Source organism: Paenibacillus sp. ALJ109b, from assembly GCF_010747435.1.
GTDB classification, from domain to species: domain Bacteria; phylum Bacillota; class Bacilli; order Paenibacillales; family Paenibacillaceae; genus Paenibacillus; species Paenibacillus taichungensis.
In genome coordinates this window covers 219,703-233,206 of sequence record NZ_JAAIFP010000006.1, presented here as the reverse complement: position 1 = coordinate 233,206, position 13,504 = coordinate 219,703, and the positions used below count along the sequence as shown (strand labels likewise).

15 protein-coding genes and 1 other annotated feature (1 of these 16 cut by a window edge) are annotated in these 13,504 nt (G+C 47.0%); all 15 genes read left to right on the top strand.

The annotated features are described in order from the left end of the window. Positions 1-99 precede the first annotated feature (99 nt). The 15 genes from murB (at position 100) to G3352_RS07265 (ending at position 13,364) form a co-directional block, all read left to right on the top strand. Positions 100-1,005, top strand: a complete 906-nt coding sequence (gene murB / locus G3352_RS07335) for a UDP-N-acetylmuramate dehydrogenase (protein ID WP_163755310.1) — start codon at positions 100-102, stop codon at positions 1,003-1,005. A gap of 17 nt (positions 1,006-1,022) precedes the next feature. Then, on the top strand, positions 1,023-2,306 hold the full coding sequence (gene murA, locus G3352_RS07330) for a UDP-N-acetylglucosamine 1-carboxyvinyltransferase (protein WP_053781219.1): 1,284 nt from the start codon (positions 1,023-1,025) through the stop codon (positions 2,304-2,306). A gap of 58 nt (positions 2,307-2,364) precedes the next feature. Then, a complete protein-coding gene (locus tag G3352_RS07325; protein ID WP_163755308.1) occupies positions 2,365-3,132 on the top strand; it encodes a cell division protein FtsQ/DivIB in 768 nt (255 codons plus the stop codon). A 293-nt stretch (positions 3,133-3,425) separates the two neighbouring features. After that, positions 3,426-4,709 (top strand): cell division protein FtsA, encoded by a 1,284-nt coding sequence (gene ftsA, locus G3352_RS07320; RefSeq protein WP_163755306.1) that lies wholly within the window; start codon positions 3,426-3,428, stop codon positions 4,707-4,709. 150 nt (positions 4,710-4,859) lie between these two features. Further along, on the top strand, positions 4,860-5,972 hold the full coding sequence (gene ftsZ, locus G3352_RS07315) for a cell division protein FtsZ (RefSeq protein ID WP_064636455.1): 1,113 nt from the start codon (positions 4,860-4,862) through the stop codon (positions 5,970-5,972). A 255-nt stretch (positions 5,973-6,227) separates the two neighbouring features. After that, a complete protein-coding gene (spoIIGA, locus tag G3352_RS07310; protein WP_163755418.1) occupies positions 6,228-7,208 on the top strand; it encodes a sigma-E processing peptidase SpoIIGA in 981 nt (326 codons plus the stop codon). Positions 7,209-7,219: 11 nt separating this feature from the next. Then, on the top strand, positions 7,220-7,942 hold the full coding sequence (gene sigE, locus G3352_RS07305) for an RNA polymerase sporulation sigma factor SigE (RefSeq protein WP_017687308.1): 723 nt from the start codon (positions 7,220-7,222) through the stop codon (positions 7,940-7,942). 111 nt (positions 7,943-8,053) lie between these two features. Beyond that, complete coding sequence (gene sigG / locus G3352_RS07300; protein WP_024628410.1) at positions 8,054-8,836, top strand: RNA polymerase sporulation sigma factor SigG; 783 nt, start codon at positions 8,054-8,056, stop codon at positions 8,834-8,836. Positions 8,837-9,072: 236 nt separating this feature from the next. Then, positions 9,073-9,426 (top strand): YlmC/YmxH family sporulation protein, encoded by a 354-nt coding sequence (locus tag G3352_RS07295; RefSeq protein ID WP_163755416.1) that lies wholly within the window; start codon positions 9,073-9,075, stop codon positions 9,424-9,426. A gap of 51 nt (positions 9,427-9,477) precedes the next feature. Then, positions 9,478-10,371 (top strand): peptidoglycan editing factor PgeF, encoded by an 894-nt coding sequence (pgeF, locus tag G3352_RS07290; RefSeq protein ID WP_163755304.1) that lies wholly within the window; start codon positions 9,478-9,480, stop codon positions 10,369-10,371. A 6-nt stretch (positions 10,372-10,377) separates the two neighbouring features. Continuing rightward, entirely contained in the window at positions 10,378-11,079 is a 702-nt protein-coding gene (locus G3352_RS07285; RefSeq protein WP_072734481.1) for a YggS family pyridoxal phosphate-dependent enzyme, read from the top strand. Next, positions 11,070-11,537: a cell division protein SepF gene (locus G3352_RS07280; protein ID WP_063566976.1), complete on the top strand. Its 468-nt coding sequence runs from the start codon at positions 11,070-11,072 to the stop codon at positions 11,535-11,537. Before G3352_RS07285 ends, G3352_RS07280 begins: the two co-directional genes overlap by 10 nt. Positions 11,538-11,544: 7 nt before the next feature. Beyond that, on the top strand, positions 11,545-11,814 hold the full coding sequence (locus tag G3352_RS07275) for a YggT family protein (RefSeq protein ID WP_205524745.1): 270 nt from the start codon (positions 11,545-11,547) through the stop codon (positions 11,812-11,814). A gap of 16 nt (positions 11,815-11,830) precedes the next feature. Beyond that, the gene (locus G3352_RS07270) at positions 11,831-12,613 is read left to right on the top strand and encodes a YlmH family RNA-binding protein (protein ID WP_076288135.1); all 783 of its coding nucleotides are present in this window, start codon (positions 11,831-11,833) and stop codon (positions 12,611-12,613) included. A gap of 241 nt (positions 12,614-12,854) precedes the next feature. Further along, positions 12,855-13,364, top strand: a complete 510-nt coding sequence (locus G3352_RS07265) for a DivIVA domain-containing protein (RefSeq protein ID WP_063566974.1) — start codon at positions 12,855-12,857, stop codon at positions 13,362-13,364. Between the two features lie 58 nt (positions 13,365-13,422). Further along, positions 13,423-13,504, top strand: a binding site (T-box leader); it runs 210 nt beyond the window's last position.

The following is a 13,504-nucleotide window of genomic DNA, read 5'->3' as shown; positions in this document are numbered from 1 at the left end:
CCCTATAAATCGTGACAATCGTTCTATGGCGCCGCAACACGGCTTGCAGCAACGAAAACTGCCGTGCTCATCGGTTTTGAAGTAAAGGAGGATATTAATATGCAGCAGTGGATATCGTTACTATCCCAGAACAATGTCGGCAAAGTTCTTGAAAACGAGCCGCTAGCCAAATACACCACATGGAAGATCGGCGGTCCTGCAGATGCGCTGGTCATACCGGAAAACAAGGAGCAGATGGTCAATCTCATCCAATTGCTGCACAAACATCAGATCCCATGGATGCAGCTTGGACGGGGTTCAAACATGCTGGTGTCTGACAAGGGAATACGCGGAGTTGTCGTGAAACCGGGAGAAGGTTTTGATTATGCCGAGTTTCACGAGGGCGGGGTAACTGCCGGAGCGGCACATTCCTTTGTTAAACTCAGTGTTGTTGCTGCAAAGAAAGAGTGGACCGGTTTGGAATTTGGCAGCGGCATCCCCGGAACAGTCGGCGGAGCCGTATATATGAATGCTGGTGCCCATGGATCGGATGTGTCACGGATATTTCAATCTGCTGAGATTGTACTGGAGACAGGGGAATTGGTACGTTACAGCAAGGAGGACATGGAATTTGCCTATCGCCACTCTGTTCTGCATGACCGGAGAGGCATCGTGCTGGAGGCTACATTTGCACTACAGCAGGGAGAACGCAAAGTCATTTCGGAATCGATGGCCGCTTATAAAGACCGTAGACGCCGTACACAGCCACTGCAGATGGCGTGTGCTGGCAGCGTGTTCCGGAATCCCCCTGGTGATCATGCCGCCCGCCTGATTGAAGCAGCGGGGTTAAAGGGTATGATTCAGGGAGGCGCACAGGTATCCACCATGCATGCCAATTTCATTGTCAATACAGGCCAAGCAACAGCAGAGGACGTTATCACCCTAATGCAGCAGATTCAGAACACTATATCATCTCAAAACGGTATTAACCTGGTACCGGAAGTCTTCGTAGTGGGTGAACGGTAAACCCCGGAGGTGATACATTGGACAAATTGGTGATTGAAGGCGGGAAACCCCTCTCAGGATCCATACGCATCCATGGAGCAAAAAATGCCGCTTTACCGATCATGGCCGCAAGTTTGTTGGCAGACGGAGAAGTTACGCTGCACAACGTTCCACACTTGCTGGACATCGAAGTGATGCTGTATATCCTGGAACGACTTGGATGCACGTGTCGGCATGAACAGGGAACAGTGACGATAGATACATCGTCCATCCGGTCATATGATGTGCCTGAGGATCTCATGAAGCAGATGCGTTCTTCCATTTTTTTGATGGGACCATTGCTGGCTAAGTTTGGGCAAGTATCCGTGTACCAGCCAGGTGGCTGTGCCATTGGGGAACGTAAAATTGATCTTCACCTTCGGGGCCTTGAGGCGCTCGGAGCTTCGATTGAAGAGCTGGATCAGCAGATCATATGCCGCGGGCGCAAGCTGGTGGGAACAGACATTCATCTGGATTTCCCCAGTGTAGGAGCCACAGAAAATATTATGATGGCTGCCGTTACAGCTGAGGGTACAACAACGATATTTAATGCAGCCAGAGAACCAGAGATACAGGATCTGCAACATTTTCTGAATGCGATGGGTGCACGAATTATCGGTGCTGGAACGGATACCATCACCATTAATGGTGTGGAGAAACTCAAGCCTTGCTCTTATGAAATTATACCTGATCGGATCGTTGCAGGAACGGTGATGATTGCAGCCGCAGCAACGAGAGGGAATGTAACGCTTACACACTGCAATCCGGCCCATCTTACTTCCCTTATACATGTGTTGAAGCGTACTGGTGTTCAAATCACAGTCTGCAATGATATAATGACGGTGAGCTGTATGAGCCGTCCCAAATCAGTAGACCGCATTGTGACTTCTCCGTATCCTTCATTTCCAACAGACCTGCAGTCGCAAATTATGGTGCTGCTCAGTCTGGCCGACGGTTTCAGTGTGATGAAGGAAACGGTATTCGAGGGTCGGTTCAAACATGTGGATGAGCTGAATGTCATGGGAGCCGATATCTCGGTAGACCTGAATGCAGCTTTTATCCGTGGCGTTCCCCGGTTGTACGGGGCTACAGTGGAAGCAACCGATCTGCGTGCAGGTGCAGCACTAGTTATTGCTGGCCTTGCTGCCCAGGGAAAAACGGTTGTGGAGCAAGTGCATCATATTGATAGAGGGTACGATCGTATCGAGAAGCTCTTTCAGAGTCTTGGAGCTTCGGTTGAGCGACAGTCCCCCGTTTCGAAGCAGCTGGATTTTGCCAATTAACGTCCTTTGAGTCCCCTTCTTAAGGGAAGGGGGCCGGAGGCTTTGTGGAGCGCGACCTATGCCTAAAAGTCAAATTCCGGTTCTGAAGAAGAATCGGCCCAAACGAAACACAAGCCGTAAAATTGTTTTTATTCTCTTACTTCTTTTTATTGTATTACTTGCAGTACTTTTTTTTCGTTCTTCGATGAGTCGGATTTCGGCAATTGAGATTACGGGTAATGTATACACAACGACTTCAGAACTGCTGGAGAAAAGTGGTCTGAAGGAGGGCGAACAGTTTTTTGGGACAACCTCTGCTGATGTGATTGAGCGACTGAAAACGATCAAGGCTATATCAACCGTAACTGTGGATAAACAATTTCCAGGGACTATTCTTATCAAGGTGCAGGAATATCCAACGGTTGCGTATGAACTTGGTTCTGACGGTACGCTAAAAGCCATACTGGCAAGCGGGACAAGCTTAACGGTCCCTGCCACCATTGGCGTTGCGGTTGAGAAACCGATTTTGACCCAGTGGAAGGCGGATGATCCGCTCAAGGCCAAGCTGAGTGAAGAGTTGGCCAAGATCCCGAATGAACTAACGACGGATATTTCAGAGATTATTCCGAATCCTACACCTTCTTTCCCGGATCAGATTCGGATGTATACCAAGTCACAGTTTGAAGTGATTACAACCGTTTCTCTATTGTCCGATAAGGTAGAGTATCTCAATCAGGTCATTGAGACGGAACGTCCAGGGAAAATCACGATGCTGGAGGCCGATACGTACGTGCCTTTCATTCCGGATAACCCGGAAGAAGATGCTGAACCAGGAGCAACTCCCTGATTTCCGCCTTTATTCGGTTGAGCAGTATTCAAAACCAGGCGGGATCGGGGTTTAGCCCCTTTTATCCAGTGAAAGTTGTTCTTTCTGAGACGAAGAAAAAATGATACACTTGAACTTATGGCACTTGAGTTGCCTCCTTCTTTTTTCTTCAAGGTTTTATGTCTCGCAACCAGATCTTGGCACCCAAAAAAATTGTAGAAAAAAGAGGGAAAGCCTAAAGTGTGTTGAATATATTTTAAGAGTGTTTAAACCCGAACGTATTTTACTATTTGGAGTCAGGAGGTGCCACAGACTTGAGCAACAATGACATCATTGTTAGTTTGGACATCGGTACATCCAAAATTCGCGCTATTATTGGGGAAATGAATAATGGAACCTTTAATATTATTGGAGTTGGATCTGCCGACTCGGAGGGAATTCGCAAAGGTGTAATCGTAGATATCGATCAGACGGTGCAATCGATCCGCAATGCAGTGGATCATGCAGAACGTATGGTAGGTATTCAAATATCCGAAGTGTATGTTGGAATCTCGGGAAATCATATCGGACTGATGAGCAGTCACGGTGTCGTGGCAGTGTCTAACGAGGATCGTGAAATCGGAGAAGAAGACATGGAACGGGTGTTGAAAGCAGCCGAAGTGATTGCGGTTCCACCGGAACGGGAAATTATTGATGTTGTCGCCAAGCAGTATGTTGTAGATGGCTTGGAGGGCATACAGGACCCCCGTGGTATGATTGGTGTTCGTCTGGAAGTAGAGGCGACCATCATTACGGGTGCAAAAACCGCGATACATAATCTTTTGCGCTGCGTGGAAAAAGCGGGTTTGAAAGTAAGTGATTTGGTACTCATGTCACTTGGAGCAGGTCAGCTGGCATTGTCCAAGGATGAAAAAACGATGGGTTCCGTGCTTGTGGATATCGGAGCAGGGGCTACAACCATCGCCATCTTCGAAGAAGACAGTCTCGTTGCAACTTCAACGCTGCCTATCGGCGGAGAGTTTGTAACGAATGACATTGCCTATGGTCTGCGCACATTAACAGATCAAGCCGAAAAGGTGAAACTGAAATATGGCTGCGCATGGCTGGATGATGCTGCTGCGGATGTCATGTTCAAAGTAACACGGATCGGCAGCAACGTAGACAAGGAATTCTCTCAAGAGGATCTGGCGGCTATTATTGAACCGAGGGTTCAAGAAATATTCCAGATGATTTCTCAAGAAGTGAAGCGTCTTGGTTACAATGATCTTCCTGGAGGTTATATACTAACGGGAGGTACGGTCTCTATGCCGGGTGTTCTGCAGGTAGCTCAGCATGAGCTTGCTGCTTCGGTACGAGTTGCGGTGCCGGATTATATCGGTGTGCGTGACCCTGGCTTCACGAGCGGAGTCGGCATTTTGCACAGTGTAATTCGCAGTTTGCGTATTCGTCCCTCGAGCAACAACGGCGGTGGAAATAACAACAACAATAATAACAACAAAAAACCGACCAACCGTCCTAAGCCGAATACGGCCCAGGAATCGGAGCAGAAACCAGGTCTGTTCGAACGGCTGAAAAATATGTTCAGCGAATTTATATAAAAGGTTGAATCCATTTCATACAATTCTTGAAGCCGTCTGAATGCGCTGGTTCTAAAATAAACGCTTTCGTTCGTCGATATATGAAATTGATTCGGTTCAATCAAAAATTGGACGGGCCATCCATGCACATTGAGGGGGAGATGGAATAATATGTTGGAATTTGATTTCGAGATGGAGAGCTTGGCTCAAATTAAAGTCATCGGTGTAGGCGGCGGCGGAAGCAATGCAGTCAACCGTATGATCGAAAACGGTGTACAAGGTGTAGAATTTATTACGGTAAATACGGACGCTCAGGCGTTGCACCTCGCGAAATCCGAGCATAAATTGCAAATCGGTGATAAATTAACCCGTGGTCTTGGCGCTGGTGCCAACCCGGATGTAGGTAAAAAAGCAGCGGAAGAATCCCGTGATTTGATCATGAACACCTTGAAAGGTGCAGACATGGTATTTGTTACAGCGGGTATGGGTGGCGGTACGGGTACAGGCGCAGCTCCGGTTATTGCCGAAATCGCCAAAGAGTGCGGCGCACTTACCGTGGGTGTAGTTACTCGCCCGTTCACATTTGAAGGACGTAAACGTTCCAGCCATGCAGAGCAAGGTATTGAAGCTCTCAAGGAAAAAGTGGACACGCTGATTGTCATTCCAAATGATCGTTTGCTTGAGATTGTAGACAAAAAGACACCAATGCTTGAAGCGTTCCGTCAAGCAGATAATGTATTGCGTCAAGCCGTACAAGGTATCTCTGACTTGATCGCTGTACCGGGTCTGATCAACCTTGACTTTGCAGACGTCAAAACGATCATGCACGAGCGTGGATCTGCGCTGATGGGTATTGGTGAATCGACTGGCGAGAACCGTGCTGCAGAAGCGGCACGTAAAGCCATCATGAGTCCTTTGCTTGAAACATCCATCGAAGGTGCACGCGGGGTTATCATGAACATTACAGGTGGCATTAACCTGTCCCTGTATGAAGTCAATGAAGCAGCTGAGATTGTTACGTCAGCTTCTGATCCGGAAGTGAACATGATCTTTGGTGCCATCATTGATGAGGATCTGAAGGAGGAAATCAAAGTCACGGTTATTGCGACTGGCTTTGAAGATAAACCTGCTCCCCCACCACCAGGACGTAAACCCGCTCCAGCAAGTGAGCCTGCGGATAACCGTTCCCCGAACTTGCGTCCGTTCGGAAATCAGCCGAGCAATGATCAGCTGGATATTCCGACATTTTTGCGCAATCGTTCACGTAATAATAACAACGATTAATACGATAATAGATTTCATTGAAGACCCGGTGCTCCTGATGGAGCAACCGGGTCTTTTTTGTTTTTTTTATTATCCTATCACATCGTATTGAACAAATTCTGAACAACTACTCTGAGTAATTCCGACAAAAAAAGTTGGAACGATCCCCCCATGATTAGACAGACTTTGAAAAGTGAGCTCCTTATACTTGTGAATATGCTCATGAATATCGGGATAACGTTATTTCGATATGTTGCGCGCAGGCAGGTGAAGAATGTGGTTGTATATGTGGATCTTATTTTTTTGACGAACCTGTGTATTGACGGTGCACTCATCGGACTGACGGCCTGGATGCGCAAAACGAAGCTGGTCTGGTGGCGATGGTTGCTGTCCGCGATCGTGGGTGCGCTGTACGTTGTCATGATGTTTGTGCCGGAGTTTGATTTTATGTTCACCTTTTTGATCAAGTTTGGATTGTCTCTGGTGATGCTGAGTATTGCATTTGGGTTTAAGGGTCTTCAGGCATTTATGAGGACCTTGGGTACCTTCTATGTAATCAATTTTGTCGCCGCAGGGGGAATTCTGGGTGTGCACTACATGCTGCAAAGCTCTGGGGAATTGTTCAACGGCATTTGGTTTACAGCATCAGGTGGAATGTCTTTTGATTTGAAAATTGCCTTCTGGTTCACGTTTGTCGTCTTTTTTGCCGTGCTTTTTCTATTCAAAGCCGTACAGGGCTCCAAACGAAAAACAGACCGAATGACAACGTACTTGGGTAAAGTGGAGGTTTTTATTGATGATGTGACTATTTCTTGTACAGGCCTTCTGGATACAGGAAATCAACTCACAGACCCCCTTTCACGTATGCCCGTCATGGTAATGGAAGTATCGTTATGGCAAGACATGCTGCCTGCTGCTTGGAAGGGAAGGTTGAAGGATGAGGCGCCGGACAACCTTATCATGGAGCTCGATCAGGAGGACTTCCACTGGCAGGATCGTTTAAGGCTTGTACCCTATCGAGGCATTAACAAAGGAACTGCGTTTATGCTGGCGATGAAGCCAGACCGGGTGAAGGTAACGATGGATGAGATGTGTTATGAGACGACAAAGGTATTAATAGGGTTGGACGGGGGCGTACTGTCATCCGATGGAAAATACCAGGCCGTGATTCACCCTGAGCTTGTGCAAGACGCTGCTTCTGCGCAGTCTACGGCTATCTCTGCGGGAGCAACAGAAAAGCCGCTGAATGTGGTATAGGAGGAACGTACATGCTTGTAAAATGGAAACTGGTGGCGCAGCTGCAGTACTATCGTTTATTATTTCTGCTTGGGTTGAAAAGTGAAGAGATTTATTATATCGGAGGCAGTGAGGCGCTTCCGCCCCCATTAACACGTGAAGAAGAAGAGTTTTTGTTGCAAAAGTTGTCTTCAGGAGATTCCGCGATCCGTGCCATGTTAATTGAGCGGAACTTGCGACTGGTTGTATACATCGCACGTAAATTCGAAAATACAGGTATTAATATCGAGGATCTGGTCTCCATCGGTGCGATTGGTTTGATTAAAGCCGTTAATACGTTTGACCCGGAAAAGAAAATTAAGCTGGCAACCTATGCTTCCCGTTGTATCGAAAATGAAATTTTGATGTACCTGAGACGTAACAGTAAAATTCGTACAGAAGTTTCTTTTGATGAACCACTCAATATTGATTGGGATGGAAATGAACTATTATTATCCGATGTACTCGGTACTGAGAACGATACAATCTATCGGAATATCGAAGAACAGGTAGACCGGAAGCTTTTGCATAAAGCATTGGAAAAATTAACCGAGCGGGAGCGAATGATTATGGAGCTTCGCTTTGGCTTGACGGATGGGGAAGAAAAGACACAAAAAGATGTCGCCGATCTGCTTGGAATCTCCCAATCCTATATCTCTCGTCTCGAAAAAAGAATCATTAAAAGACTCCGCAAGGAGTTCAACAAGATGGTCTGAACAGGAGCATTTTTCATAATGGGTATTAATGGCAAGGATGCCAAGTGCGAATAAAAAAGCCTGCCCCGGAGATAATGTACATTAATGTTTCTCCTTGGGAGGTAAATCACGATGACCCGAAACAAAGTCGAGATTTGTGGCGTGGACACCGCAAAATTGCCTGTCCTCACCAACACAGAAATGCGGGAATTGTTTCATTCCCTTCAGCAACACCATGATCGCTCAGCAAGAGAGAAATTAGTGAATGGCAACTTGCGTCTCGTACTCAGTGTCATTCAGCGCTTTAACAATCGGGGAGAGTTTGTCGATGATCTGTTCCAGGTTGGATGTATTGGCCTGATGAAAGCCATTGATAATTTTGATTTATCCCAGAATGTCAAATTTTCAACCTACGCGGTGCCGATGATTATCGGTGAAATCCGTCGATACCTGCGCGATAATAACCCAATTCGGGTATCTCGCTCATTGCGGGACATTGCTTATAAAGCACTTCAGGTGCGTGACAGCCTGACGAATAAAAATTCCCGTGAACCGACGATATTCGAAATTTCTGAGGTACTAAATGTGCCGAAGGAAGATGTGGTTTTTGCATTGGATGCCATTCAGGACCCGGTTTCGCTCTTCGAACCGATCTATCATGATGGTGGAGATCCGATCTATGTGATGGATCAGATCAGTGATGACAAAAACAAGGATGTGTCCTGGATTGAGGAAATTGCACTGCGTGAAGCGATGCATCGTCTCGGTCAAAGGGAGAAAATGATTCTGTCGATGCGGTTTTTCGAAGGAAAAACCCAGATGGAAGTGGCTGATGAAATTGGTATTTCCCAGGCGCAGGTATCCCGTCTGGAGAAATCAGCGATACAACAAATGCAGAAACATGTGAAGTCGTAACAAGGGGTTAGCGAAGAGGCGATCAAAGGGAAGTGACATTCCTTTGATCGTCTTTTTGCTTTTTGGATTTCGACATCAGAGATATTTGGATTTGTTCGGTTTCCTTTCCTTCGAAAAAGAGGACATTTTTCGCGTATGAAACATATATTGTATAGAAGCGGAGAACGGGCAGAAGCGGATTAATCAGGGGGCGGGACCAAATGAAAGTGAACACAGGTGAAGCGGTGGGTAGCGGGATGAAAATTTCGGATTTTCAAACCAAAGATGTTATTAACATTACGGATGGAAAACGTCTGGGTCAGATTAGCGATTTGGAATTGGATCTGAAGCAGGGCCGAATTGAAGCGATTGTTGTGCCAGGTTACAGTCGTTTTATGGGGCTGTTTGGCGGGGGGACGGATCTGGTCATCCCTTGGAGAAACATTGTGAAGATCGGTTCGGATGTGATTTTGGTTAAAATGGATGAAATGAAGGAAAATAACTACGATGAGCGCGACCGTGAAGCCCGCTTGTATGACGAACAGAACGGCCGGATGGACCGGGTGGAACGTATTGAACGTTTGAATCGTAACCAGCGCCGAACGATATAACCGAGACAGAACGGGGTTCATTTGGTACACTGGAAGTTGTGAGGTGAGAAGATGGAACCGTTTATTTTGGATAAGGAAATACGGTCGGGAAGCCAGAACTCAAATTGGGGTCCTGACCCGTTGTTATTATATGTGGAGCCGTGGAAATTGCAGTTTAAGCATATGAAAGCCGGTTTTACGACAAGGCAGGGTGGTGTCGGAAGCACACCTTACGCCAGTCTCAACTGCGCATATCATGTGGGTGATGATCCGGCTGACGTGCTCAATAATCGCAAACTTGTGGCTGAAAAGCTGGGTTTCCCTTTGGAGTCCTGGACTTGTGGAGAACAGGTACATGGTAAACATGTCGCTGTAATCACGGCTGAAGAGCGGGGCAAAGGTTTGCTGGATCGACAGTCTGCAATACAGGATACGGATGGGTTGGTCACTAATGTGCCTGGTGTGCTACTGACTTCCTTTTATGCAGATTGTGTACCCCTTTATTTCTATGACCCCGTACAACAAGCGGTGGGGCTTGCTCATGCCGGATGGAAAGGTACAGTTGCCGGTATAGCCGAGTCGATGGTCGAAAAGATGGAGCAAGAATATGGAAGTCGCAGACAGGATATCCATGCTGCAATAGGTCCCTCCATTGGGGATTGCTGTTATGAAGTGGATGAAGCGGTTATGCAGCATGTACGGGTTTGGCTGGACCACTCCTCGGGTAATGATGAATACAAGAACTCTGCATCCAATCAAGTATATCGACCTGCCGCAAATGGCAAAACGATGTTAAACTTGAAAGAATGCAATCGACACATTATGATGAAAGCAGGAATATTGCCGGATCATATCGAATGTACAACTTGGTGTACAAGCTGCAATCCCGAGCTATTTTTCTCGTATCGTAAAGAAAATGGCATTACCGGGAGAATGGCGAGCTGGATTGGGCTGGAAGAGAGGTGACCCTCTGTGTCATTGGAGGAGCGTATACAACTAGTAAATCAGAAGATCGAAGCCGCGTGTCAGCGCAGTGGCCGTCAACGTGAAGATGTGAATGTGATTGCTGTCACGAAATACGTCTCACTTGAAACAACGGGAGCTGTGCTGGACCACGGTCTTGAGCATATTGGCGAAAACCGCTGGCAGGATGCACAAGCGAAATGGGAAGCATTCGGTCAGCAGGGAACCTGGCATTTTATCGGTCATTTACAGACGAATAAGGTGAAGGACGTCATCGGTAAATTCCGTTACATACATTCACTGGATCGTTTGTCCCTGGCCAAGGAGTTGGATAAAAAGGCGGCGTCTCTTGGCATCCAGGTGGAAACATTATTGCAGGTGAATATTTCGGGTGAAGAAAGTAAGTATGGCTTGCAGCCTGAACAGGCGAGTTCCTTTTTGCGTGAAATCAGTTCGTTCAACAACCTGAAGGTCATCGGCCTGATGACCATGGCACCCCATGAGGAAGATCCAGAGCTTACACGTCCCGTATTCCGCGGACTGCGTGAGCTTAGAGACCATTTGAATGGACAAGCTTTGACAGCGGAGCCATTGACCGAGTTGTCGATGGGCATGTCCAATGATTTTGAAGTGGCGATTGAAGAAGGGGCAACCTGGGTTCGGCTTGGATCGATTCTCGTAGGAAAAGAGGAGGGTTCGCAATGGGCGTAATGAATAAGTTTATGAATTTCCTCGGGCTTCAGGAAGAGGAAGAGATTGTGGAACGTGAGCGTATGGCGGCACAAGAGGAACATGATCCTGATCAGCAGGAAGCTGAAACCTCAAGTCTCGATAAACGTAGAAACCAAAGGGGTAATAATGTGGTGAGCATTCATTCCCAGAAAAATGTTAAAGTCGTCCTTTATGAACCGCGTTCTTATGACGAAGCACAGGAGATTGCTGACCATCTGCGCTCCCATCGTACAGTTGTCGTTAACCTGCAGCGGGTACGTCAGGATCAGGCTTTGCGCGTCATTGATTTCTTGAGTGGCACAGTGTATGCACTGGGCGGCGGTATTTCAAAAATTGGCGGCAACATTTTTCTCTGTACGCCAGATACGGTTGAAATTCAGGGTTCAATTACGGAAATACTGGCTGACAGCGAGCAAGATTATAACAGAATGAGGTGAGCCACTTTTGTATCAGATTGAAAGCGTGTTGTACACGTTATACCAGATTTACTTTTACATGGTCATTGTCTACATATTGATGTCATGGCTTCCCAATGCACGGGAGAGCTTCATCGGTGAATGGCTAGGTAAGTTTGTAGAACCATATTTAAGACCTTTCCGCCGATTTATTCCGCCTTTGTTCGGTGTGTTGGATATTTCACCGATTGTGGCGTTGATCGTTCTTCAACTCGCGCTTAATGGGCTGATCTCCGTCCTCCGATACTTTGTATATTAAGGTAGGGTGAACATAGATGAGCGGTGAGATTTACGAGCATTTTAGTCATGATGAGCGGGATTTTGTGGATAAAGCCTCAGACTGGGTTGAACGGGCAGGTAAGTATCATGACATGAAGCTAACTGACTTTCTTGATCCCAGGCAGGTCTTTATTTTACAAACACTTGTGAACCGTCGAGATGATGTACAGATTCGTCTGGATGGTGGTTATGAAACAGCTGAACGTAAGCGTGCGCTGATTGCACCGGATTATCGGTATCTGGACGATGAGGATATGGGTATGCAGGTGATGAGCATTACGTCTGACGATCAGAAAATCAAAGAGCTGGAGCATGGGGACTATATGGGTGCCCTGCTCGGGCTTGGCATGAAACGTGGCAAGATCGGTGATATTCAAGTGCTGGAGGATGGATGCCATACGGTGGTGGCGTCGGAAACCGGCGCTTTTTTATCGCTTCAACTGAATCAGGTGCACCGGGTACATGTGTTTACGGAGCTGTTGGCACTGGATCAGCTGAAATGGTCCGAGAGTAAACTGGAGACGATGGATATTACTGTCGCTTCACTGCGTTTGGATGGCATCTGTGCAGATGTGTATCGGCTTAGTCGCAGTAAAGTTCTCGTTCCGATCAAGGCTGGCCGCTGTCGTGTGAATTGGAAAGTGGAGGAAGATCCGTCCAAAGCGCTTAAGGCGGGAGATGTGGTATCCATTCAAGGATTTGGTCGATTCAAGGTGATGGAACAGGATGGGTTGACTAAAAAGGGACGCTGCCGCGTAAAAATCGGCAAATTTGCCTAAGTGTGTTGCAGGAAAACCCGCTTTCTTGTCGAAATGTTTAAGGTAAAGGTGCAAAAAACATTCGGTGTTTCCGATATACATTAAAGTGCAAAGGTTGATATGACCGCCAAAGGATCAGAGTCTGGTCCTGCATTCCGTATTCGTGCCAGGATTGGGCATCACATATACGGCCCCTTGGGTGGAACCCATATGCTGCAAACCTTCTCAGTCCGGGAAGGAACTTTTACAGGAGGTGGACAGCATGCCATTAACGCCGCTGGACATACACAACAAGGAATTTTCCCGACGCTTGCGCGGGTATGACGAGGATGAGGTCAATGAATTCCTGGATCAAGTCATCAAAGATTACGAAGGCGTCATTCGCGAAAACAAAGAGCTGAGCAATCAGTTGCTGTCCGTTCAGGAGAAGCTTGATCATTTTGCAACGATTGAAGAGACGCTGAGCAAAACGATCATCATTGCGCAGGAAGCTGCAGATGATGTGAAGAACAATGCGAAAAAAGAAGCACAGTTGATCGTGAAGGAAGCCGAGAAAAATGCGGACCGGATCGTAAACGAATCTTTGTCTAAATCACGCAAAATTGCTTTGGAAGTCGAAGAGCTGAAAAAGCAGGCGTCCATCTATCGTGCCCGTTTCCGTACACTTGTGGAAGCACAGCTTGAATTGTTGACTCAGGATGGTTGGGAAGCGCTGGAGAGCCGGGAGCAGGAAGTCCGTGACCGTGAGCGGGAAATGAAGGAAATTTATTAGTCTATCCGCCTGGTTGACTTTTGCCTGTAAAGAGGCTATAACTATATTCATAATGAATAGTGATTCCATGACGGGTTCAGTACGTTATGATCTCATCCCTCAGAGAGTTGGCGTCTGGTGCAAGCCAATGGATGAGTTAT

Excerpts from the sequence above, each read along its gene's own strand:
- murB (WP_163755310.1), top strand. The coding sequence starts at position 100 with ATGCAGCAGTGGATATCGTTACTATCCCAGAACAATGTCGGCAAAGTT.
- G3352_RS07325 (WP_163755308.1), top strand. The coding sequence starts at position 2,365 with ATGCCTAAAAGTCAAATTCCGGTTCTGAAGAAGAATCGGCCCAAACGA.
- ftsZ (WP_064636455.1), top strand. The coding sequence starts at position 4,860 with ATGTTGGAATTTGATTTCGAGATGGAGAGCTTGGCTCAAATTAAAGTC.
- sigE (WP_017687308.1), top strand. The coding sequence starts at position 7,220 with ATGCTTGTAAAATGGAAACTGGTGGCGCAGCTGCAGTACTATCGTTTA.
- sigG (WP_024628410.1), top strand. The coding sequence starts at position 8,054 with ATGACCCGAAACAAAGTCGAGATTTGTGGCGTGGACACCGCAAAATTG.
- G3352_RS07295 (WP_163755416.1), top strand. The coding sequence starts at position 9,073 with ATGAAAATTTCGGATTTTCAAACCAAAGATGTTATTAACATTACGGAT.
- pgeF (WP_163755304.1), top strand. The coding sequence starts at position 9,478 with ATGGAACCGTTTATTTTGGATAAGGAAATACGGTCGGGAAGCCAGAAC.
- G3352_RS07280 (WP_063566976.1), top strand. The coding sequence starts at position 11,070 with ATGGGCGTAATGAATAAGTTTATGAATTTCCTCGGGCTTCAGGAAGAG.
- G3352_RS07270 (WP_076288135.1), top strand. The coding sequence starts at position 11,831 with ATGAGCGGTGAGATTTACGAGCATTTTAGTCATGATGAGCGGGATTTT.
- G3352_RS07265 (WP_063566974.1), top strand. The coding sequence starts at position 12,855 with ATGCCATTAACGCCGCTGGACATACACAACAAGGAATTTTCCCGACGC.